General features: G+C 43.2%; 27 protein-coding genes. 13 read left to right on the top strand and 14 right to left on the bottom strand.

From position 1 onward, the window contains the following. Window positions 1–10: 10 nt before the first annotated feature. The 3 genes from AABK40_RS03245 to AABK40_RS03235 form a co-directional block, all read right to left on the bottom strand. The gene (locus AABK40_RS03245; protein ID WP_332921126.1) at window positions 11–835 is read right to left on the bottom strand and encodes a hypothetical protein; all 825 of its coding nucleotides are present in this window, start codon (window positions 833–835) and stop codon (window positions 11–13) included. Window positions 836–910: 75 nt separating this feature from the next. After that, complete coding sequence (locus AABK40_RS03240) at window positions 911–1,489, bottom strand: hypothetical protein (RefSeq protein WP_338397627.1); 579 nt, start codon at window positions 1,487–1,489, stop codon at window positions 911–913. A 25-nt stretch (window positions 1,490–1,514) separates the two neighbouring features. Further along, window positions 1,515–2,294, bottom strand: coding sequence for a hypothetical protein (locus tag AABK40_RS03235; RefSeq protein WP_332921128.1), 780 nt, complete (start codon window positions 2,292–2,294; stop codon window positions 1,515–1,517). Between the two features lie 323 nt (window positions 2,295–2,617). Between AABK40_RS03235 and AABK40_RS03230 the strand changes: the two genes are divergently transcribed. The 3 genes from AABK40_RS03230 (at window position 2,618) to AABK40_RS03220 (ending at window position 5,156) form a co-directional block, all read left to right on the top strand. Continuing rightward, window positions 2,618–3,055, top strand: coding sequence for a hypothetical protein (locus tag AABK40_RS03230; protein WP_338397626.1), 438 nt, complete (start codon window positions 2,618–2,620; stop codon window positions 3,053–3,055). Window positions 3,056–3,123: 68 nt separating this feature from the next. Further along, window positions 3,124–4,314, top strand: a complete 1,191-nt coding sequence (locus AABK40_RS03225) for a protoporphyrinogen/coproporphyrinogen oxidase (protein ID WP_338397625.1) — start codon at window positions 3,124–3,126, stop codon at window positions 4,312–4,314. Between the two features lie 50 nt (window positions 4,315–4,364). After that, window positions 4,365–5,156 carry a TIGR02757 family protein gene (locus tag AABK40_RS03220; protein WP_338397624.1) on the top strand — a complete coding sequence of 264 codons (792 nt, stop codon included), beginning with the start codon at window positions 4,365–4,367 and terminating at the stop codon, window positions 5,154–5,156. Between the two features lie 60 nt (window positions 5,157–5,216). Here AABK40_RS03220 and pyrE read toward each other — a convergent pair whose 3' ends face one another. After that, on the bottom strand, window positions 5,217–5,855 hold the full coding sequence (gene pyrE / locus AABK40_RS03215; protein ID WP_421953296.1) for an orotate phosphoribosyltransferase: 639 nt from the start codon (window positions 5,853–5,855) through the stop codon (window positions 5,217–5,219). A gap of 100 nt (window positions 5,856–5,955) precedes the next feature. Between pyrE and AABK40_RS03210 the strand changes: the two genes are divergently transcribed. Continuing rightward, the gene (locus AABK40_RS03210) at window positions 5,956–6,636 is read left to right on the top strand and encodes an NUDIX hydrolase (RefSeq protein ID WP_338397623.1); all 681 of its coding nucleotides are present in this window, start codon (window positions 5,956–5,958) and stop codon (window positions 6,634–6,636) included. A gap of 59 nt (window positions 6,637–6,695) precedes the next feature. Here AABK40_RS03210 and AABK40_RS03205 read toward each other — a convergent pair whose 3' ends face one another. From AABK40_RS03205 to AABK40_RS03170, 8 genes are all read right to left on the bottom strand, one after another. Then, window positions 6,696–7,463 (bottom strand): hypothetical protein, encoded by a 768-nt coding sequence (locus tag AABK40_RS03205; protein ID WP_332921134.1) that lies wholly within the window; start codon window positions 7,461–7,463, stop codon window positions 6,696–6,698. A gap of 336 nt (window positions 7,464–7,799) precedes the next feature. Then, window positions 7,800–8,528, bottom strand: a complete 729-nt coding sequence (locus tag AABK40_RS03200) for a Crp/Fnr family transcriptional regulator (RefSeq protein WP_332921135.1) — start codon at window positions 8,526–8,528, stop codon at window positions 7,800–7,802. A gap of 139 nt (window positions 8,529–8,667) precedes the next feature. After that, window positions 8,668–9,588, bottom strand: a complete 921-nt coding sequence (locus AABK40_RS03195) for a 1,4-dihydroxy-2-naphthoate polyprenyltransferase (protein WP_338397622.1) — start codon at window positions 9,586–9,588, stop codon at window positions 8,668–8,670. Between the two features lie 257 nt (window positions 9,589–9,845). Continuing rightward, on the bottom strand, window positions 9,846–10,460 hold the full coding sequence (locus AABK40_RS03190; protein ID WP_338397621.1) for a glutathione peroxidase: 615 nt from the start codon (window positions 10,458–10,460) through the stop codon (window positions 9,846–9,848). Window positions 10,461–10,601: 141 nt separating this feature from the next. Then, window positions 10,602–12,386, bottom strand: coding sequence for an arginine--tRNA ligase (gene argS, locus AABK40_RS03185; RefSeq protein WP_338397620.1), 1,785 nt, complete (start codon window positions 12,384–12,386; stop codon window positions 10,602–10,604). 115 nt (window positions 12,387–12,501) lie between these two features. Beyond that, window positions 12,502–12,981: a KdsC family phosphatase gene (locus AABK40_RS03180; protein WP_332921139.1), complete on the bottom strand. Its 480-nt coding sequence runs from the start codon at window positions 12,979–12,981 to the stop codon at window positions 12,502–12,504. A 252-nt stretch (window positions 12,982–13,233) separates the two neighbouring features. Next, window positions 13,234–14,157, bottom strand: a complete 924-nt coding sequence (locus AABK40_RS03175; RefSeq protein WP_338397619.1) for a hypothetical protein — start codon at window positions 14,155–14,157, stop codon at window positions 13,234–13,236. Window positions 14,158–14,205: 48 nt separating this feature from the next. Continuing rightward, window positions 14,206–15,087, bottom strand: coding sequence for a hypothetical protein (locus AABK40_RS03170; RefSeq protein WP_332921141.1), 882 nt, complete (start codon window positions 15,085–15,087; stop codon window positions 14,206–14,208). 127 nt (window positions 15,088–15,214) lie between these two features. On the opposite strand from AABK40_RS03170, the gene AABK40_RS03165 reads away from it, so the two are divergent. The 3 genes from AABK40_RS03165 to kdsA are packed head-to-tail and all read left to right on the top strand — an operon-like array spanning window position 15,215 to window position 17,723. Continuing rightward, window positions 15,215–16,168, top strand: coding sequence for a KpsF/GutQ family sugar-phosphate isomerase (locus AABK40_RS03165; protein ID WP_332921142.1), 954 nt, complete (start codon window positions 15,215–15,217; stop codon window positions 16,166–16,168). 4 nt (window positions 16,169–16,172) lie between these two features. Then, complete coding sequence (gene kdsB / locus AABK40_RS03160) at window positions 16,173–16,934, top strand: 3-deoxy-manno-octulosonate cytidylyltransferase (protein ID WP_338397618.1); 762 nt, start codon at window positions 16,173–16,175, stop codon at window positions 16,932–16,934. A gap of 12 nt (window positions 16,935–16,946) precedes the next feature. Continuing rightward, window positions 16,947–17,723: a 3-deoxy-8-phosphooctulonate synthase gene (gene kdsA, locus AABK40_RS03155; RefSeq protein ID WP_332921144.1), complete on the top strand. Its 777-nt coding sequence runs from the start codon at window positions 16,947–16,949 to the stop codon at window positions 17,721–17,723. Window positions 17,724–17,769: 46 nt separating this feature from the next. Here the strand turns inward: kdsA and AABK40_RS03150 are convergent, their stop codons facing one another. Then, window positions 17,770–18,072 carry a HesB/IscA family protein gene (locus tag AABK40_RS03150; RefSeq protein ID WP_332921145.1) on the bottom strand — a complete coding sequence of 101 codons (303 nt, stop codon included), beginning with the start codon at window positions 18,070–18,072 and terminating at the stop codon, window positions 17,770–17,772. Window positions 18,073–18,182: 110 nt separating this feature from the next. Between AABK40_RS03150 and AABK40_RS03145 the strand changes: the two genes are divergently transcribed. From AABK40_RS03145 to AABK40_RS03130, 4 genes are all read left to right on the top strand, one after another. After that, window positions 18,183–18,701 carry a DUF7935 family protein gene (locus tag AABK40_RS03145; RefSeq protein ID WP_332921146.1) on the top strand — a complete coding sequence of 173 codons (519 nt, stop codon included), beginning with the start codon at window positions 18,183–18,185 and terminating at the stop codon, window positions 18,699–18,701. A gap of 92 nt (window positions 18,702–18,793) precedes the next feature. After that, window positions 18,794–19,234, top strand: a complete 441-nt coding sequence (locus AABK40_RS03140; protein WP_332921147.1) for a YkvA family protein — start codon at window positions 18,794–18,796, stop codon at window positions 19,232–19,234. A 30-nt stretch (window positions 19,235–19,264) separates the two neighbouring features. Next, window positions 19,265–19,858 (top strand): thioredoxin family protein, encoded by a 594-nt coding sequence (locus AABK40_RS03135; RefSeq protein ID WP_338397617.1) that lies wholly within the window; start codon window positions 19,265–19,267, stop codon window positions 19,856–19,858. Next, window positions 19,855–20,511, top strand: a complete 657-nt coding sequence (locus tag AABK40_RS03130; protein WP_332921149.1) for an NAD-dependent epimerase/dehydratase family protein — start codon at window positions 19,855–19,857, stop codon at window positions 20,509–20,511. Before AABK40_RS03135 ends, AABK40_RS03130 begins: the two co-directional genes overlap by 4 nt. A gap of 34 nt (window positions 20,512–20,545) precedes the next feature. Here AABK40_RS03130 and AABK40_RS03125 read toward each other — a convergent pair whose 3' ends face one another. Beyond that, window positions 20,546–20,962, bottom strand: a complete 417-nt coding sequence (locus AABK40_RS03125; protein WP_332921150.1) for a hypothetical protein — start codon at window positions 20,960–20,962, stop codon at window positions 20,546–20,548. 148 nt (window positions 20,963–21,110) lie between these two features. Between AABK40_RS03125 and dtd the strand changes: the two genes are divergently transcribed. Together dtd and AABK40_RS03115 are read left to right on the top strand one after the other, a co-directional pair. Beyond that, window positions 21,111–21,563, top strand: coding sequence for a D-aminoacyl-tRNA deacylase (dtd, locus tag AABK40_RS03120; RefSeq protein WP_338397616.1), 453 nt, complete (start codon window positions 21,111–21,113; stop codon window positions 21,561–21,563). A gap of 19 nt (window positions 21,564–21,582) precedes the next feature. After that, on the top strand, window positions 21,583–21,912 hold the full coding sequence (locus tag AABK40_RS03115; RefSeq protein ID WP_332921156.1) for a nucleotide pyrophosphohydrolase: 330 nt from the start codon (window positions 21,583–21,585) through the stop codon (window positions 21,910–21,912). Window positions 21,913–21,949 lie beyond the last annotated feature (37 nt).

Raw genomic sequence — 21,949 nt, 5'->3', positions numbered from 1 at the left:
ATGGCACTTGTTATTCCTGCTCCTGTATATAAGCCTTGAGCTTTTCTTTTGTTGGCTGATCGGCCTGCACGAGGTTGGTCATCAACCAACCGGCATTTTTCCCGGCGCGGTTAATCTCTGAGACCTGAAAATACCAGCCCTTCACCTGAAAGAAGTGAAGATTCACCTGCGAGACACGCTCAAACTTCAGCAACCCTCTTTTCATATCCGCCAGAAATACCGTCAGTGTATTGGGCTGATACCCTTTTTGAATATAGTCTTCGAGGTTCTCCGGGTGGTTCATCGCTTTCTCCAGAGGCATAAAATAAAGCTCATGACTCATGGGATTGAGGAATTTTTTAGGCGCATGGTTCATATTGAACAGTTTGTCGTAAGGGGCAAAATTGATCCTGTCGATCACCCACTTCCAGCCTCCGTTTACCTCCTCGAGGGTCAGGAAAAAAGTCATGGGCATTTGCTTCCCCTGATAGTCCACCATCGTGCGCACTTCAGCAAACCAGTTGGGGTTGTAGAAATCGAGAAATTGCGGATCATTGGCATCAAGTACCCGCTCGCCAAAAGCCTGAAGCTGATCGGCCACCTGCTTATTTTGCTGATCGATCAGCTGTGGCAAAAACCGCTTCCTCAGTCGATCGCCATGGTAATTCCTGTCCGTAGGCAGTAAACGTTGCCCCCTCAAGGTTTCCTCGCCGTTAAACCTTCGGATAAACTGATTCACCTGCTTTGTACGGGCATAAAAATCTTCCGCATTGAGGTAATCACCAATCTGGGCATGCGCCAGCAAATTCGAGCAGGCACACAGCAGCAATAGCATTAAGCGTTTTAAAGATAGCATAACTGATTATCGTTTTCATCCAATAAAAAAACAGGCAAAACGCACCACGCCTTGCCTGTTTTTCAGAAAAGATGTTTACTTATAGGTGTTCGTTACCCGAATATCACCCAACATCACATCCCAAAAACCGATCGTTCTGCCTTGAATCGTGGTCTTCTTTCGTTCTACATATACGGTAATATCTTTCTTGGTGGTATCGACATATTTCATCCCATCCTTGCGCTTCCCTTCAAATCGCTGATAAATGGTGATGACCCCCACATAACGGCCATCGGCCTGTTTTACCAAATCAGAAATATACTGAATGTGAAACCACTCAATATTCACCTGATCGTAATTGAGCAACTTCAGTCTTTTAAGATAATCCTTTACGCCGTATGCTTTGGTTTTCTGGGTATTCAATGACGAGACATCAATTTGCGCATCGGCATCGAAGAGCTCTACTGCACGCTCAATAGCCGCATTGGCCTCCACATCACGGGTTTTCTTATCGCCGATGATGGTGATGTACTTACTCAGGTCACGCACTTTCTCCAATGCGAGAGAATCAATGGCCTGCTTTCGGTCGGGGCTGATGTCTGGCTCTGCAGATTGCGCCCATACATTGGCACTCGCCGTAAGCAGCAGCACCATAAAAAAAAATTGCTTAATCATTTTTGCTGATATCATAATGCACTACTTATTTTTGAAGTTCCAACAAACGAATTTTACCGCTGGCATCTGTTTCAATATTCTCGATGCTGTACGGTGCTTTTTTCTGTAATTTCAGGTATTCCAAATATTGCCCAATGGTGGTTGGCTTGTCAAAATCCTTTTCCCCATCGAAAACACCAATAATAATCAGCACATCCACATTTGGGTTAGAGAACAAGCTCAGTGCTTTCTCAATCTCCTGGTCTGCTTTGGCAGGAGAGCTTGCGCTGCCAATATTGCGCATGTACTCGTTGAGCCTCACTTTGGTTGGGCGGGCATCCGAAGCACGCTTCTCACGGGCTGTAATCATACTGTCGAGTTGGTTGGCTTGCGCTTTAACTTCGCTGTAAGGAGAGTTGTGGAGTTTCTCCGTTTCTTCTTTCAGGTAAGCCAGGTCGTAATTTTCAAAATTATCTATCAGTAACTGCGCGTGGTTGAGTTGTTCTTTCACCGACAGCTTTTCCTCCACTTTTTTGAGAATGGCCTCCACTTGCGCATTACCAGCGGCTTCGGAACGAATTCTGCTGACTTCACTTTTAACATGGTCAACAGACATTTTATTCATATTATCATAAAGATATTGCGCCTGCTCGACCAACTCCTGAGTTTTGTTGCTGACCTGACTGACCTCCTGAGCTACAGGTTCACTTTGCGCAGGTTTCTTTTTACAGGATTGCAGGGAGGCTGCGGCAAAGAGCCCAAGTGCAAGCATCATTGGGCGGAAACCGCCTGCGAAGAAGGTAGCGTTTACCAGTGGTTTATTCATCGGTATGATATTTAATAGTTAGTTTCAAAAAAGACAAAAATAGGATTATGCTCCTGTTTACAATTTAGGAGGTATATCAGTGCTATGCAAAAATCAATGCAGGTTATCAGCTGATGCGGCTAAATACTATCAAAAATCATGCTTAATATTGCATTTTGACCAATTGATGTGAATTTTACAAGTAGAAACTTCCATTAAATCACAGAATAATTTCGGGTTAATTATTTCGATTTGGGATGGTAAATTGTTATTTTAAGACATCGTAAATGATTACCTTGTTTATATGTAATCTCAGCCTTTAATTTAATTTTTTTCCGCCATCAATGATCGACCGCAAGCCATATCTCGTTCTTTTCTCCCTGTGTTTTCTCTTCCTGTTTTCTTCCATGACGTTTGCTTTTGCGCAACAGCCTTCCGATCAATTGAAGTCTTACATCCTGCCTGCAATTTCACACCTATTGCCTGATGAACACATGGACTTTACGGTTTTCGATAAAGATCAGCAACATTCTTTTTTTCATTTCAGAATTGATCAGCCCATGGATTTGATTCGGTTCAGGGAGCGACTCGCACCCGTGGACAATCAGTCGTTTTGTGAGGTACTGAAAAAGAAATGTGTTTCGTGGAAAGGGGAAGACCACCTTGAGGAACAGGTAAAAATGGGAATGATTTATACTGGCAAGATGACGATTAACCAACAACAGGCACTTGTTGCCCTTGATCGGCAAGGGAATGTGTTCTGTTACGTAGAGAATTTGTAGGATTTAACAGCGATGATTTTTTTATTGGCGTCGATCAATTATTTTTGAGATCAATCATCATAGTATTCATGTACGACGCAATCATCATTGGAGCGGGAATCAGTGGAGTCAGCTTGGCTTTTCATCTTGCTGAAGCCCAAAAAAAAGTATTGGTTTTAGAACAGTCAGATCACGTCGGGGGGTGCTTACGGTCAGCAACCTCTTCCGAAGATGATTCCTTCTGGCTGGAAATGGGTGCGCACACCTCCTATAATTCTTATCAGGCATTTATTGAGCTTATTGAGAAAAGCCAGGGACTTACGGCGCTCAATGCCCGAAAGAAAGTCCCCTACAAGGTATTGCACAAAAACAAGCTTGCAGGAGTGACCAAACCCATGAGCTGGCTGAATGCCATTACTGCTGTACCGAATATTTTCTTCGCCAAAAAAGAAGAGAAAACGGTTGCTGAATACTACGGGAAAATTCTTGGCAAAAAAAATTACCAAAACTACTTCAGTCATGTATTTTCGGCTGTTCCCTGCCAGCCTGTGGATGAATTTCCCGCCGATATGCTGTTCAAAAAACGTGAGAAACGGAAGGACATTTTACGGAGCTTCACCATGAAAAGCGGCCTTCAGTCTGTACCCCGAAGCCTGGCGCACCATCCCAATATTAAGTTGATTACCAATGCCACCGTCGATAGTATCAGCTATACAGGCTCGGTGGTTACCGCTACGCTGAACAGTGGGCAGGTATTCGAGGCGCAACAATTAGCCTTTGCCACCCCTCCCGATGAGGCACAAAGGCTCATGACACCCCACCATCAGGCACTCACGATTGCCCTTGCCAAAATCCCCGTAGCCAAAAGCGAAGCCATGGGGGTGATGGTAAAAAAGAAAGACCTTTCGATCCCTGAAGTGGCGGGTATATTTGCGCCTAATGGCAGCTATTATTCGGTTGTTTCGCGCGATGTGGTGGAAGATGACCGATACCGAGGGTTTACCTTTCACTTCAAGCCACAGCATTTGAGCGATGCTGTCAAGATCGACACCATCTGCGATGTATTAAAAATCCGCAAAGATCATATCGTTCATCAGTTCAAGAAAGAGAACATTTTACCGAGCCTGAGACTTGGCCATAAAGACATCGTCAGAACGATTGAGCAAGAGAGCAAGGCGCTGCCGATTTTCTTTACTGGAAACTATTTCGATGGACTATCGATTGAAGATTGTGCACTTCGATCCAAAGAAGTCGCCACACAAATGCTTTATCAGCTTTAAAAAAACTTTCCGTCCACTGCAAAACAAGGCAGTGGACGACCTCTTTCCTTATGGCAACACCCAACGATCTTCAGCAATTGCTCGACACCCACTTTGAGCAATTCCACCAGCCTGATTTCATCCCCCATGATCCCATCAGTATTCCGCATCGCTTCCGTAAAAAACAAGACATAGAAATATCGGGGTTCATTGCTGCCGTGCTCGCCTGGGGGCAACGGAAAACCATCATCAATAAATGTACAGAACTGATGGAGCGCATGGACAATGCGCCTCATGATTTCATCCTTCACCATCAGTCTGCTGACCTGAAAAAACTGCTCGGTTTTAAGCACCGAACATTCAATGAAGAAGACTTGCTTTATTTTGTTGATTTCCTGAAATACTGCTATAAAGAACACAACAGCCTGGAAGAGTGGTTTTGCCTGAAAGATGCCCTGGACGCTCCCAATATAGAACGGGGCCTGATCTATTTCAATGAGGCTTTTACTCAGCGAGACACTTTCCCACAGCGAACGGGAAAACATGTCGCTACCCCTGCGCGGAAATCCGCCTGCAAGCGGATTAATATGTACCTGCGCTGGATGGTCAGAAGTGCTGAAGGGGGCGTCGATTTTGGGCTGTGGAAAAAAATCAGCCCTGCACAGCTTATATGTCCCTGCGATGTTCATGTGGATCGCATTGCGCGACGGCTGGACCTACTTACCCGCAAACAAACCGACTGGCTTGCGGCTGTGGAACTGACAGAAAACCTGAAAGCGTTTGATCCGCTGGATCCTGTAAAATACGATCTCGCGCTTTTCGGTATTGGTGTCAATGAAAAAAATGGCGACTTCGAGCTGTAGCCACAAACAGAAAAAAGCCTGCAAAAACAGGCTTTTTTCAATCCTTAATTTTTTTAATCCTTATGCACCCCAATTGGCTGGGTCCACTCTCCACGCCTTCAACAACTCAACATCCTCTGCCTTCACATATGCTGTCGCTAAAGCGGTTTCAATCATATCGCCATAATTTGACAATACCGACAAAGAAACATCCGCAGCCTTGAAGTTATCATCAGCAATCTGGAAACCATAGGTGAAAATTGCCGCCATTCCCAACACCTGAATACCTGCCTTGCGCAAAGCATCAACGGCTTTCAGTGAGCTTCCTCCAGTGGAGATCAGGTCCTCTAAAACAACCACCTTCTGTCCGCCTTTAGGCGCACCTTCAATCAGGTTTTCCATTCCGTGGCCTTTCGGCGACGAACGTACATACATAAACGGCACTCCCAAAGCATCTGCCACCAAGGCACCTTGTGGTACACCTGCGGTAGCAACACCTGCAATCGCTTCAACTTCTGGATAGTTGGCCTTGATCATCGCCGCCAACGATTCCTTGATGAAGGTTCTTGCTGCAGGATAAGCCAAAGAAACACGGTTATCGCAGTAAATTGGGGACTTCCAGCCTGAGCTCCAAGTGAAAGGGCTGCTTGGGCTTAACTTGATTGCTTCCACTTCTAAAAGTACAGAAGCAACTTTTTGAGAAATTTCTTTAGGATCCATATTCATGGTACAAATTTAAAAACTATTTTTGGGGAACCATTCAAATTTTGGTATTCTATATTCACTTTTGAGAAAAAATTAAGCACAATCCTTACAAAGCATGAAGATTTTCATCAACGATCGAATTATTCGGCTCATCAGCAAAAAAAAGGAATATCGTCAAAGTGCTTTTGACCATATCCTCGATGGGACCAAAGAACACCTCAAGACATCGCTTCAGGGGACGGTCTTCATTAAAAATGCGGGGCTTGTGCATGTTTCGCAAGTGATTGAGATCAGCCGACGCAAAGATGCTGGGCGATGGACCAGCGTAACGATGCAATTTGAGGACCTTGCGCCTGCAAAGACGTTTTTCAAGGAGCAATTCAATATTGTGGAAGCTGCGGGCGGACTGGTACTGAATGATAAAGGTAAAAAGCTGATGATTTTCCGCCTGGGCAAATGGGACCTTCCCAAAGGCAAGCTGGAGAAAAAGGAAGCCGCTGCTGATGGTGCCTTGCGGGAAGTTGAGGAAGAATGCAATATTAAGGTGGCACTTGCGGAAAAGATTTGCCACACCTGGCACACCTATGTTTATAAAGGCAAAAATGTGCTGAAGAAATCCCACTGGTATGAAATGAAATGCCTTGACGACCGAAAGATGAAACCACAGCTTGAGGAGGACATTACTGATGTAAGGTGGATGAGCGATGCGGAGATTGATATTGCACTAAAAAATACTTTCCCCTCCATTCATATTGTATGGGAACGTTTTAATGAGAAGACGATAAAAAGCCGTTAAACAAAAAAAGCCAAATGCTGAACGATCGCATTTGGCTTTTTTTATGGCTGTTCACAGCATTAATGATGGGCAATAAACAGCGGGGTATTTTGCTTTAAAATAATCTGACGTGCTGCAGAAGGCCGCTCTTTGTAAGATTCCAGCTGGCGATCGTAAGCCCCCATCACGATCAGGGAATCCGTCATGATCTGCGCTACTTTATAAATCTCACTTGAAGCCTCTTCACCATAAACGTGCTTGAGGCCGACGTTCTTATATTTACTTCTGACAAAATCCATCAGGTGGCGTTCATAGTAAAACAACTCGTCCTCATCTTCCTGAACAACAGAAAGAATTGTGATTTCAGTATCTTTGCACTGGTCCCCAAAAAGCAGGGTAAACATCTTGATTGCAAATACGGAAGTATCTTTTCCGTCATAAGTAAAAATCAAGTGTTTTAACTCGCTATAATCCTCTGGGAGAATCATGACAGGGCAACGCGAGCCCTTAAGGATATACAATAAATTTGCGGTATCGCCTTTATCATCAATGAAAGAAAAGGCCGCATTATAATCAAATAAGATCATATCATAGAAGGAGGTAACATCTACAACATCTGATGCTTTATTGACCATCAAAGGCTTTATTCGGATATTCAGTGGGGACTCGTCGATAATAGCGGAAACTTCTTTTCGACGTTTAGTGCGCAACTCTTCTGTTTGGGATGGTGAAGACAACAGTAAAATATCAAAGTAGGAATCCTTCACTCCGTCAAGTCTATCTACGATCACACTCAGCCCATTGAGCGCTGCGAAGTCGTCATTTATAACTACTAATATTCTTGCCATAATTTCTTTCTATGGTTAGCTCTATTGTTTCTCTTAAAAAATATTGTTCTTCCTTTTTCAAGGAAGCGTCACAACAAAAGCTGTTTACAATTAATTAAAAAAATTGATTGTCTTGTTTAAGGTCAATTGATTGTTCTATTACTTACATAAATTATATCTCACTTGTTATCAGGTAGATATAATCCTACTTAAACAAAGTTACATCAATTTTATTGCGTAAGCACTGACAATTATCAGACCACCTATTGAATATTATCAAAAAATATTACCAAAAAAAAAGTGGATGCTTAACAAAATAAGCATCCACTTTTTTTAACAATCACACGACTGAATATCTTAATTAAGCGTTTCGTAAAAATCTGCCGTTTTCACTAACGAAGGCTCGTCGATAATCCTAATCTTCTTGCCCTGAAGTGCGACCATTTTCTCGCTCTTAAACTCGCTGAGCAAACGAATCACCGTTTCCGTTGCTGTCCCGATAATATTGGCTAAATCTTCACGAGTCAAAGCAATATCCAACAAAACCCCCTGCTCTTCAGTATCCATACCGTAAGTTTCTTTCAGCATTAACAATGTTGCCGCCAAACGCTCACGAACAGATTTCTGGGCGATGTTCAAAAGCTTGTTCTCCAAAATTCCATGAGAGCGAATAATGGCTTTCGTTACTTTAGAGAAAAAGTCGGGATTAGACATTAGCAAACTCAGGAAGTTTGTTTTTGGGATATAACAGATGATCGAATCTTCAAGTACCGTCGCTGAAGTTGTATAGAATTCTTCACCGATAAGGTCTTTATATCCCAAAAAATCGCCTGCTTTTGCCAGGTGAACAATGTGCTCTTTGCCGTCAGAACTCATCTTAAAAACCTTCACTTTACCAGAATTGACACAGAACATCCCCATTGGGCGCGTGCCCTCATAATAGAGCGTCTGGCCTTTCTTATACCTGATACAAGATTTATTCTCCGATACTTTCAGTAACTCGTCGCCATTAACACCATTAAAAAGGGTATCCTCCAAGCGAGGGCATGAGTCACAGGTATTTTTTGGAACTTTATTATTAGCCACAATTACCTACTTAAATTTACAACCAACCTGACCTAATGTTCTTATTTTCAATATCCCATTTAGGTCATACACAACATTACAAATTTAATGCTAAAATCCCTATTTATCCAAAGTTACACAAAATACTTAACAGGTAGATTTATGACAAAAGGCATACACCAATCAAAATCACAAACAAAAAGGTAGAAATCGCAAGCTGCTTTAAATAAGGGTCGAGTGCTTTAGCATCCTGATATCGAGAAACCGCTATTCCATTTTTAAAAAATAAAGGAACCACCAGCAAAAAAGCCCATTGCCAAACATGATTAATATTAGCTTTCATATACCATACAGGAGCGAGTACACCAACAGCAAGCAACACCCAATGGTAAACAACGGCTTTTGATCGGCCGATACGCACAGGAATGGAGATTTTCCCCGCCTTGCGGTCAGAATCAATATCTCGAATATTATTCACATTCAACACGCCTGTACTCAGGGCACCAACACCAATAGCAAGCAGCAGCAACTCATTTTGCCACTGCTGGGCATATAAAAAGAAAACGCCCATTACCCCGACCACACCAAAAAAGATAAATACGGACAAATCTCCCAGCCCCATATAACCATAAGGGCGCACGCCTGCGGTATAAGTAATTGCGGCAATTATTGCGGCCACCCCCATCCCGAGGAAAATGAGAAGTAATTTTAAATTGGCACCAAAAGCCACCAAAATCAGCAAAAGACCGAAAATAAAAGAAAGTGCGGCAAAGGCGATCATGCCCTTTTTCATTTCCTGGGCAGAAATTAAACCTGCCTGAACTGCCCGCTGTGGGCCTGTACGGTCTGCGGAATCAGCACCATGGATGCTATCGCCATAATCATTGGCTAAATTGGACAGCACCTGTAAACAAAGGGTCGTTAGGCTGGCAAGCAGTAAAATTTGCCAATGAAACACCCCTTGATATGCAGCCACGAAGCTGCCTAAAAATATACTTGAAAAGGCCAATGGAAGTGTTCGTAACCTAAAAGCAGATAACCATGCCTTGGCTTTACTCGGAGGCGTATGGGTTTGATTCATTTGAAGTTGAAGATCGAAATTGTTTATGCTAAAATGAATAAGCGTATGTTTAAAAACTCACCATCCTACTGCAAATTCGAATGATTGGAACTGATTTTGAATTATTGATCAACAGTAGCGCTGCTATGCACTCAAAAATAATTCTTCATCACTTTTACAATACGGCAAATTTTCGTTGCGAATTTTAAGTATTAAACACACTACAAAAAAAAGTCAGACACAAATGCCTGACTTCATTTATAATGCAAATATAATAATTAATCCAATATAGCGTTCACCAATTCTGGCGACATAGGCTTCACTTTCGAACCGAAGTACTTCACCAACTCCCCTTTTTCATTGATCAAATACTTATTGAAATTCCAGTTTGGCGCTTGATCATTCCAGCCATTTTTGTCTTTATCAGACAACCAGGTGTAGAGTGCGTTCTGGTCCGCCCCTTTCACACTCACCTTTTCCATCATGGTGAACGAAACGCCATAATTACCTGTACAGAACTTCTTGATTTCCGCATTTGAACCAGGCTCTTGCCCTCCGAAGTTATTGGCAGGGAACCCAAGGATAATCACCTTGTCGCCATGCTGCTTGTTCAAGGCTTCCAAACCTTCATACTGCGGTGTGTAACCACATTTTGAGGCCACATTGACAATCAAAACTTTTTCTCCTTTGAATTTTGAGAAATCGATCTCATTGCCATCAATATCATTCATCTTGAAATCATAAAAAGCACTGTTGCTTACCACTGCTGCCTTTTCAGGATTTACTGTGGTTGCGGTTGCTGCAGGCTTCGACTTTACGGTTGCGTCGCCACAACTTGTAAGGATCCCCAGCGCGAAGGCTACTAAGCAAATCCCAATTGCTACTTTTTTCATGGTGTTGTTGATTGTTTGGTATTGTTGATTGTTTGATTCAAAAAATAAGGATCAATTCGCAAAGATAATGATGATCTTGGCAACAAAAAACCCTTTCGCTATTACGAAAGGGTTTATGAAAATGTTTTTTTTATTTAGAAATTACATGCGATTTGGTGCTTCAACACCCAATAATTGCATTCCTCGACGAATCACCTCAGCAACTTTCTCAGAGAAAGCGACACGGAAGGCCAGTTTTTGAGGATCTTCTTCATTAAAGATCGCTACCTCGGCATAGAAGCGGTTATATTCTTTGGCTAACTCAAAGCAGAAGTTAGCAATAACCGCAGGAGAATGGTTGCTTGCCGCTTCCTTGATCACGTCAGGGAAAGTACTTAAAAGACGGATACCTTCAATTTCTGATGGCTGAAGGTCAGTCAACTCACCGATATTCGACGTATCGATCCCCTGCTCCTTCGCTTTGCGGGAAATTGCGGAAATCCGTGCGTGCGTGTATTGGATGAACGGGCCTGTATTTCCCTGGAACTGGATAGACTCCTCTGGGTTGAACATCATTCGGCGTTTCGGATCCACTTTCAGCAAGAAATATTTCAGTGCACCCAAGCCCAGCTGGCGATAAAGTGCTGAAGCTTCTGCTTCTGTAAAGCCGTCAATCTTACCCAACTCTTTGGTGTGCGCTTCAGCAGTATCAAACATTTCCTGCATTAAATCGTCGGCATCAACCACTGTTCCTTCACGGGATTTCATTTTCCCTGAAGGTAAATCTACCATTCCGTAAGAAAGGTGATACATTCCTTCAGCATACTCACGACCAACATTTTTCAAAATGCGGAACAACACATCGAAGTGATAATCCTGCTCATTCCCTACCACATAAATAGACTGATCGAAGGCAAAATCTTTGTGTTTAAGATCTGCCGTCCCCATATCTTGTGTGATATATACCGAAGTGCCATCGCCACGCAATACCAGTTTCTCGTCCAATCCTTCATTCGAAAGGTCAGCCCAAACGGAGTTATCGTCTTTTTTGAAGAAAACGCCTTTTTCAAGCCCATCATTCACGATGTCTTTTCCCAAAAGGTAAGTATCCGACTCATAGTAGAACTTGTCGAAATCAACGCCCATGGTTTTGTAAGTCGCATTAAAGCCATCGTACACCCATCCGTTCATTTTCTTCCAAAGTGCAACCACTTCTTCTTCGCCAGCTTCCCAGTCACGCAACATTTTCTGAGCGCCAACCATCAAAGGGGCTTCTTTCTTGGCATCCTCTTCCGATTTCCCCTCAGCAACCAATGCCTGTACTTCTTTTTTGTACTCCTGATCGTACTTCACATAGTAGTTCCCTACCAGCTTATCGCCTTTGATCCCTGCTGTCGAAGGCGTTTCCCCCTCACCAAACTTCAGGTAGGCAAGCATCGACTTACAAATGTGGATACCACGGTCGTTGACCAAGTTCACTTTTTGCACTTCGTAACCTGCCGCTTTCAAAATCTCAGAAACAGAATACCCCAGGAAGTTATTTCTCAAATGCCCCAAGTGCAATGGCTTGTTGGTGTTTGGGGAAGAATATTCCACCATCACTTTTTTGCCATTCGAAGCGGCGAAACCATATTGATCGTCAGCGGCCATCGTTTTCAGGGCATCAACCCACACCTGTTGCTCCAGCACCAAGTTCAAGAAACCTTTCACCACATTGAAATCAGCGATCACTTCGCTATTTTCTTTCAGGTATTCCCCTAAAACTTGCGCCGTTTGCTCAGGATTTTTCTTACTGATGCGCGCAAAAGGGAAAGTCAGGAAAGTATGTGTTCCTTCAAAATCCTTACGACAAGGTTGAAGCTTCACTTCTTCAACAGGTAATTCGGCACCAAATTGCGCCTGAAAAGCCTCAGAAATGGCTTTTTTGATTGCACTATTTATATTCATGAGCTTTCTATTAAAGCAGTTTTTAATCCATTAAAAAAAGAATGGCAAAAATAACCCTTAGTTGGCAGAATAAAAAACCAACCGACAGACTATTCCTCCACCCACGAGGCTTCGCTTAACCCAAAAGGTGTTCATCGACCAGCTCACGGAAAGCGCAATCGCCTCCACCACGGCTCAAAACGATGTCTGCGGTGGCACGAATTACCTTGACAGCATCGGCAGGGCAAGCCGACAAACCTACAGACTCCATGATTTCCTGATCATTAATATCATCACCGATATAACATACCTGCGCCGCAGAAATGTTCAGTTCTTTCAACCAACCTTCGAGCACCTTCATCTTAGGCTCCTGCCCCACATAGCAATATTTCAGTCCAAGACGCTCGGCCCTGTTCAGGACCATGTGTGGTGCTTTTCCGTGGCTGATAATCCCAACCTCGATCCCCGCTTTGCGCAGAAGATTCATCCCCATACCATCTTTGGCATTGAACTTTTTAAACTCATCCCCTTGCTCGGTATAATACATCCCACCGTCGGTAAGGGTGCCATCCACATCCGTGATGACCATTTTAATATTATATTTCAATGATTGCATAGTGTTTCGATATTTGTACAAAGATCGTAAAAATCAAACAGGTAGCCCATATAAAACAAAAAAACCGTTCCTGCTGAAACGGTTTTTCTGTGGTGTGATTTCTCAGAAAATATTTACTTTCTTATTTAAGGCTAAATCCCGAAAAATTCATTTTCAGCACTCATGAACTTCAGCGCTGAAAAAATAACTGATGAATCGACCATCGGAGTGCATGTGCTACAAAGCCCCAAGGCTGATCAGCGGCCACGTTCATTATTCAGAATAAGCGGCATTTTTCACAAACTCCTGCCCTTCTGGCCCAATAAGGATTCTTATCGGTTGGTTTTTGTCGTCATACTCATAAGCGATTGACTCTACAAAACCGTCAGCATCATTCCCATCTGATACCGTGTACTGTAATGTCGTCGGGTTATTTACAGCACTCGGCAACAGCAAATCGATATTATTACTCAATAGGGTTTCCATGATAAAATAAGAAACGATCTGCGGTAATTTCCCAAAGCTGCCAAAAAGTGCTACACGGTTATCGTAGGTAAAAGCAAATTTAGTAGACTGAAATATATCTTCTTCACCATCATTAAAATCGTAAATCTGTTCCGCAGACAATAACTGACCGTTATCCCCGTATTCAAAAACCATTTTCCCCAGGTTAAACTCCCCCTGGTTGAAGTTGGCCTCTTTCATGCGGCCTCCCTGATAAAACGGCTCGTAGGTTAAAACTTCCACCAATTCCGATGTTCTTAAATTTGAATTTTGGAGGTAGAACTGCTTTCCTTGCTTAATACCCAAAAACGATGAATTCTTTTTGAGCCTGGAGGTACTGTTATCAATATTGATAAAATATTTAATTTCTGAAATTTGCTCATTATTCCCCCAAATTGCCTGGTGCTGCTGAAGGGTGAGCTGCCCATCAAGGCTCATCAGTCCGTGGGATTCATACCTCCCCTGATCGTCATACTCAAAAGCCCATTTTACACCATAATTTTCTAATATGATCTCCTTGATCGATTTATCTTCATTATACTCAAACTCATACAATGGAATCTCTCCAGTAGTAGAGTTGATGGTCAGCATCGTTGGTGTAGCAATTTCCTGCGGAGCAGCGTCATCAGATTTACAGGCAGCGAAAGCCACCACTGCAATTAATGCAACAAATACATTTTTTAATAAGGTCATAAGTTATGTTGGGTAGAGCGTTATGTAATATAACAGTATTCGTAATTTTTATCGATAAGTTATAAAATACCTTACAGTATCGAGAACACCAAACCGATCCGTGATAAAATCTAATGCCAAAGGGTAACCCTGCTCATCATAAATGTATTCGTAATGGTTCACCTCCTGCGATCTGCGGGTCCGCCTTTGGGTTTCTACCGCCAGTTTTGTCGCATTATTTCCCATGCTGAAAGCACTCAGACGGGTTTCTTCAAATATATCCAGTAACACCACTTCAGGCAACTGTCCGAAGCGCCCAAAATAAGTTTGCCGATCATCATGTTCAAAATTAATGGTAAATAAAGGCTGCGTGACCTCAGGGGCCCGACTTATTTCTTCCAGCTTCAGCAAATTACCATTGGGCATACGGTCAAATTTCACCATTCCCACAATGGTATCGGCCTCAATATCCCTGAAAGTCATGGATTCCGCATGGTTATTTTCATCAAGCCTTTCAATAATGTTTAAATCTGCGGAAAGTACCTTCATCCTGGATTTCCTGTACCGCAAGAAAATCTCCTGATCAATAATTTCCTGCCTGAAAAAAATCTGATCGTCCTGCTGGCTAATTTTGTCAATTTTTTTCACATCGTAGCCATCCACACGCAAGGTATAAGACCTAAACTGCTGTTGCTGATCAAACTCAAAGAAAAAAACATGACGATCCCGCCACCTTGCCTGCACAAATTGGTCGTTTTGCGCATAGCGGAATGCCAATACAGTGTCGGGCACCCCATCCAATAGCTGTGTAATGACCAGTGGCAGCTTCTCCTCTTGTGGTGGTGGTGGCGGCAGCACAGGCCCGATTTGAATGGTTTCTACCGCAGGGCCCTGACAGCTTACCAATCCTAAAAAAAACCATAAGAATACCCCTCTTGCAACAACTTTCATATCCCCCTCCTTTTACTTAAGTACTGAGATAACAAGGATTAGCCTGAAAAGGATTGAATGTACCATTTAATTGTTGAACTTATTTTTTTAGTTTTGTAGCTATTATCATTTCTTAGATCGATCACCCATGGGTAAACATGAAATATTGGCACTGGCTCAAGAAGTTTTTGAAATTGAAGCCCAGGCCGTTAAGCAACTTGCCAACCAAATCGACAGTGACTTTGTCGCCACAGTGGAAGCCGTCCTAAAAAGCACGGGAAAATTCATCATCTGTGGGATGGGCAAATCTGGACATATCGGAAAAAAAATTGCTGCAACATTAGCGAGTACTGGTACGCCGAGTTTCTTCCTGCATCCTGGCGAAGCATTTCATGGCGACCTCGGAATGGTAACCCCAAACGATACCGTACTTTTGATTTCCAACAGCGGTAAAACCGATGAGGTATTGAACCTGATCCCATTCTTCAAGGACAATGGCAATCTTCTGATTGGGATGACGGGCAAGCCCGATTCTATCCTGGCAAAAAATGTGCATCACCACCTTAATGTTGCCGTAGAGAAAGAAGCTTGTGCTTTGGCCCTGGCGCCTACAAGCTCCACCACGGCCACTTTGGCCATGGGCGATGCCCTTGCGGTGGCACTGATGAAAAAGCGACAATTTGAAGCCAAAGATTTTGCACGTTTCCATCCTGGAGGCAGCCTTGGCCGTATGCTGCTCACCAATGTCGAAACATTGATGCGTAAAGAAAACCTGCCTATCGTTGCGCCTGACACCAGCTCTTTGATGGTCGTACAGCGCGTTTCAGAAGGACGACTGGGATTGGCGATCGTGATTGAAAATGGACAGGTTGAAGGGATTATTACTGATGGCGACATCCGTAGAAATATGGAAAGCCACGAGGCAGATTTCTTTACCATGTCGGCAAAAGACCTGATGAGCGTTCATCCCAAAACCATCAATAAAACCGCCAAACTTGGTGAAGCGGACCAATTGATGAATCAGCATAAAATCAACTCCCTGTTAGTTACTGAAGACGAACAGCTGTTAGGGGTGATCCAAATTTACGACCTTAACCTTTAGTCTTTTGAAAACAATTGTTGTTATTCCCGCTCGGCTGCAATCCACCCGCCTTCCACGCAAGATTCTGCTGGAAATTCAAGGCAAACCGATTGTACAATGGGTCTATGAGAAAGCATTGGCTGCCGATGGCATTGATGCTGTATTTATCGCTACGGATGCCGAAGAAATTCGGGACCGCTGCCTGAGTTTTACAGAAAACATCATCATGACGTCCGTTGATTGCCAGAGTGGTACCGACCGTATCGCCGAAGCGGCACAGCAAATGGAGGCCGAGGTGATTATTAACGTTCAGGGAGATGAGCCACAGATTCCTTCGGAAATCATTACGCAACTCGCTGCTGAATTTAAGTCCGACAGTACATTGCCGATGGCTTCCGTCATGACGCCCATCAAGCGTTGCGAAACTTTGAACAATCCCAATAACGTCAAGGTCATCACCAACCAAAGTGGTCATGCCATTTACTTTTCACGTTCCCCCATCCCTTTTTACAGGGACCGTATTGAGGAACTGCAAAGTGGCTATGTCCCTGAAGACCTTCAGTATTTCAAACATCTCGGCATTTATGGCTATCGCAAATCATTTTTGCTGAAGTATGCACAAATGGCCCCATCCTACCTCGAAGGGGTGGAAAAGCTGGAACAACTTCGTGCAATCGAAAATGGTTATGCCATTAAGATGATCGAAACACAACACAGTCCTATAGGCGTTGATACCCTCGAGGATTTTGAAAAAGTAAAATCCCTGATGGAGACTCCAAACAAGTAAAAATATACCTTTATGGAACTATATAATAAACTAAAATCGGCACCATTCATTATCTCTGGCCCGTGTGTCATCGAGAGTGAAGACATGGTGATGCGACTTGCGGAACAAATTGCCGAAATTTGCGAACGCCAGCATTTAACTTATATCTTCAAGGCTTCTTTTGATAAGGCCAACAGAACCTCGATCTCTTCCTTCAGAGGCCCAGGCTTGGAAGAAGGCTTACGCATTTTGGAAAAGGTGAAAACGCAATTCAATTTACCGATCACCACCGATGTGCATGAATCTTGCCAGGCAGCTCCTTTGGCGGAGGTCATCGACATCCTGCAAATCCCTGCTTTTCTTTGCCGCCAGACCGACCTATTGGTGGCCTGCGCAAAAACAGACAAGATTGTCAATATTAAAAAAGCACAGTTCCTTTCAGGTAAAGACATGGTGTATCCTGCGCAGAAAGTCATTGATTCTGGCAATAACAAAGTGATGCTGACAGAGCGCGGCACTTTGATGGGCTATGGTGATTTGGTGGTGGATATCCGTAATTTGGTCGACATGAAAAACCTGGGCTACCCAGTAGTCATGGACGTCACCCACTCTACGCAAAAGCCTGGCGGACTTGGTGGCAGAAGTGGTGGAAACCGCGAATACGCGCCTTACATTGCTGCTGCGGCTAAAGCGGTTGGCGTTGACGGCTTCTTCTTTGAAGTACATGAAGACCCTGACCACGCCCTTTCTGATGGGCCAAACATGATCCCATTGCACCAGTTTGAAGACGTGCTGAAAAAATTAAAATAATTCAGATCAAAAAAAGGGAATGCCTTTCATCAGGCATTCCCTTTTTTTATTTTTCCTCAGCACTCGCCGTAAGAAATACGAACCCTTGAACTTCGCCTTCATCAACATAGTCCAATTTTTTACCAATCAAAAACATCACCTCTTTTTTCTTGATAATCAACTCAATACCTGAAATGGTATAGCGCTTGTCCTCTTCTGTTTCTTTATCAAAGCCAAGGTAAGTGTTTACACCATGGCAGCCGCCACCTTTTGCTCCCATACGCAACATGAATCCTTCAGGGATTTTTTTGGTGGCTAAAGCTTCTTTCAGATACTTTTGGGCTTTTTCGGTGATTTTTATCGGTTCCATATATTCTTAATTCAAAATTTTAAGCCAAATTTGTGCTAAAATAAGCTTTTCAGTGCTCATTTAACGAATTATTAAAAGCAAATACATCACCAAAAAGACATTTTTCAATCATGGATTTATTATTTGATTTCGTAAAGATCATTCTTCCTGCAGCCTTGGTGCTTTACGCCATGTATTTGACCACCCAGTCGTTCCTTCAAAAAGATTTTGAAAAACAATTGTTGAGTCTGAAAATAAAAAACAGTGAGGTTATTTTACCTAACCGCCTTCAGGCCTATGAGCGCATCTGCTTGTTTTTAGAGCGAATCAGCCCTCATAACCTACTGCCAAGGGTAAACCAGAGTGGCATGAGTGCCAACGAATTTAAGCAAATTCTTGGACACGAAATCCGAGAGGAGTTGAACCACAATTTAAGCCAACAAGTTTATATGAGTGACGACGCCTGGAACCTTGTTCGTTCCACTGCCGACCGACTGATCATGCTCATTAACGAGGAGGCGGAAAAACTTTCCCCAAAGGCCACAAGCATGGAGCTTGCCAAAGCGGTATTTGAACGTATGGCCAAGGAGGAAGATTACATTACCTTTGCGCTCAGTAGTGTAAAAAACGAAATCCGAAGCATCTTCTAAGCTCAACATGGAGATCTTTTATTCCGTATAATAGGACAGGGAGGCGAAGGGAAGAGAATTCCTTCGCCTCTTTTCATTTTTAAGCAATTAATATGGGAAAGAAAAGTAATAATATTCTAAATAAGGCGGTCAATAGCGGATTCTTCAGATATGCCCTCCAGCAGGCCGCCCATATTTTAGCCGACTATAAAAATAGCCAAAGCCTGATTGATGATGTTAAATTTCACCTGACAGATAAAAAAGGGAAAATCAATGAAATCAAACAAGAGGTCCTGCTGCTGGTCGAGATGGTGGCCGCTTACGCCAAGGGAGAATACCGCGATATCCCGTGGAGCTCTATTGTGATGATCGTTGCTGGCCTGATCTATTTCGTCAGCCCGATTGATGTCATTCCTGACTTTTTCCCTGTCGCTGGACTTGTAGACGACATATCTGTCATATTATGGGTGTATCATTCCCTGCGCCATGAAATTGAACGTTACAAAGATTGGAAACGCAACCAAAAGACGACAATTTTGGAGCGAGAAGAATAATCAATTCCCATTTAATTTATCAACACCACTATGGCAATTAATGCAGCGATTTTTGAAAAAGGATATACCTACGAGCAGTATCAGGAGTTGGTCAGTCATTTAACTCAAGAGGGTAAAACCTCAGGGACGGATCAGTCTGAAGCTTTAATTGAATACACCAAACTGAATGAACAACGCATGCACCGCGCAGCGAAAACATTCAAACTACAGGACGAAACAGTCGCTGCCCTCCGTCGTATTGAACGACCACAATACTGGGTGGTACTCGCTGAAGCCTGGTGTGGTGATGCCGCACTTAATTTACCACACATTGCGGCTATGGCGGCCTCGAACCCCAACATACAACTGCGCATTCTGTTAAGAGATGAGCACTTGCCACTGACGGATCAATACTTAACCAACGGTGGGCGCGCAATCCCTAAATTAATCGCTTTTGATGCTGAAACCATGGACGAACAGTTTCAGTGGGGACCAAGACCCGCTGCTGCCCAACAAATTGTACTCGACTGGAAAGCCGCTGGAGGCACAGATACCAATGAGAAAGCGGTAAAAGTACAAAAGTGGTATGCCAAAGATCGAGGAAAAACCATTCAGGAAGAATTTACAGTAATTAGCAACCCATGAGTAAAAAAACGGCAGTAGTCATCGGAGCCACTGGGCTTATCGGAGGACATTTAATGAAACACCTGATCCAGGATGATCAGTACCGTGAAATTGTGGTGCTTGGCCGTCGGCCACCAGCCTCGAGTCATCCGAAAATTCATTTTGTGACCAGCAATTTTCAGCTATCACATCTCACCCATGAATTGCCCGCACACTTCGATGAGGTTTTCTGTTGTATTGGAACTACCATTAAAAAAGCGGGAAGCCAAAAGGCCTTCCGCGCAGTGGATTATAACATTCCACTGCACCTTGCCAAGGCAGCTCATCATAAAGGTTGCCCCCATTTCCTTCTGATCTCCTCCCTCGGAGCCTCGCCAAAATCAAAGGCTTTTTATAGTAAGGTGAAAGGAGAACTCGAAGAGGCTATTAAGGAAGTCGGCTTCGAGCAGTTCAGTGTTTTGCGCCCCTCTTTATTGCTTGGCGATAGGAAAGAAACCAGACTGATGGAAGAAATTGGCAAGCTGCTCAGCCCTGTACTCAACCTGATATTGGTGGGTTCGCTAAAAAAGTACCGAGCTATTGAAGCCTCCACGGTTGCTGAAAAAATGTACCAGGTGGCACAATATGAAACCTCGGGCAACCATGTCTATGAAAATCAAGAATTACTAACCTAAAAAAAAAGCTTGTCAAACGACAAGCTTTTTTGTTTTATGCTTTAAGCCACGCAATGGCTTGATCTCTTGCTGAAAAGTACTGATAAAATTCCTTGGTGTTCATTGCACCCATCAAATCCACCGCCTGTTTCAGGGAGCAATTGCTCAGCATATCTATCGGCTCAACAATGGCTACTTTTTTTACTCCAAGTCGGTAAAGTGCAGGAAACCAATGATCCCTGAGATATAATTGATTTGAAGGCTTCAGTACATTTAATACCTCGCAACTGAGGAGCATCCTTTTTACACCTCGTTCCTCAGCAATACGGAGCAGCGCTTCTCCACGCTCCTGAAATACATCTTCATACATGTAACCAGTCGCTATCCCCTCCAGAATACCTTCAGAGGGGTGATATTTCATGAAGATTTCCTCTTCCTGTAACGTTTGGGTTTTAATGAGTTTGTAATTCATAATCTTACTCAACGAAGGCTTCTTTAAATTGTTTGTTTTTTAATATATATTTCATCAATAATTGGCGCTTTTTTCTAAAAAAATACGCCAAGCCTTACATCTTTACGAAGAAAAGAACTTTTAACGGTTTTGAATAAAAATTATTAGCATGCGGATTATCATACAAAGAGCCAAAAATGCAAATATTGTGGCCAATGGCATCGACCGAGGCAGTTTCAGCAACGGACTGGTGGTTTTAGTGGGCATAGAGGATACCGACAGTCAGGAAGACATTCAGTGGCTGGTCAAAAAAATCACTAATCTGAGGGTCTTTAACGACGAACAGGGCGTAATGAATCTGAGCTTACTGGACACTGGCGGAGATTTAATGATCGTAAGCCAGTTCACCTTACACGCCTCGACCAAGAAAGGCAATCGCCCTTCCTACATTAAAGCAGCTAAACCTGCCATCGCCATCCCACTCTATGAAGCCTTTGTTGAAGAAGCGCAGCGTGTTATGAACAAGCCTGTTTACACGGGAGAATTTGGCGCAGATATGCAGATAAACTTCACCAATGATGGCCCAGTTACGATCATGATCGACAGTAAAAATAAAGAATAATATGAACGAACCACAAGCAATAACCATCCGTGAGGCTCAGGAGCAAGTCGATCACTGGATTAAAACGGTTGGCGTACGCTACTTTAGCGAACTGACCAATATGACCATCCTGACCGAAGAGGTTGGGGAACTTGCCCGCATCATGGCGCGAACCTACGGAGATCAATCTTTTAAAAAATCTGACCTTGACAAAAATCTTGGAGATGAGATGGCCGATGTGCTCTGGGTATTGATTTGCCTGGCTAACCAGACGGGAATTGACCTTACGGAAGCACTACAAAAAAATTTCGAGAAAAAGAACATCAGAGATATTAATCGACACAAAAACAATCCTAAGCTGAAAAAATAGTTTTCGGATTTTCACTTCATTTCTGTAACTTTAAGGG

Source organism: Persicobacter psychrovividus, from assembly GCF_036492425.1.
Lineage (GTDB): Bacteria > Bacteroidota > Bacteroidia > Cytophagales > Cyclobacteriaceae > Persicobacter > Persicobacter psychrovividus.
Note: the sequence above shows the minus strand (reverse complement) of the source record. Positions and strands in the feature narration are given on the sequence as shown.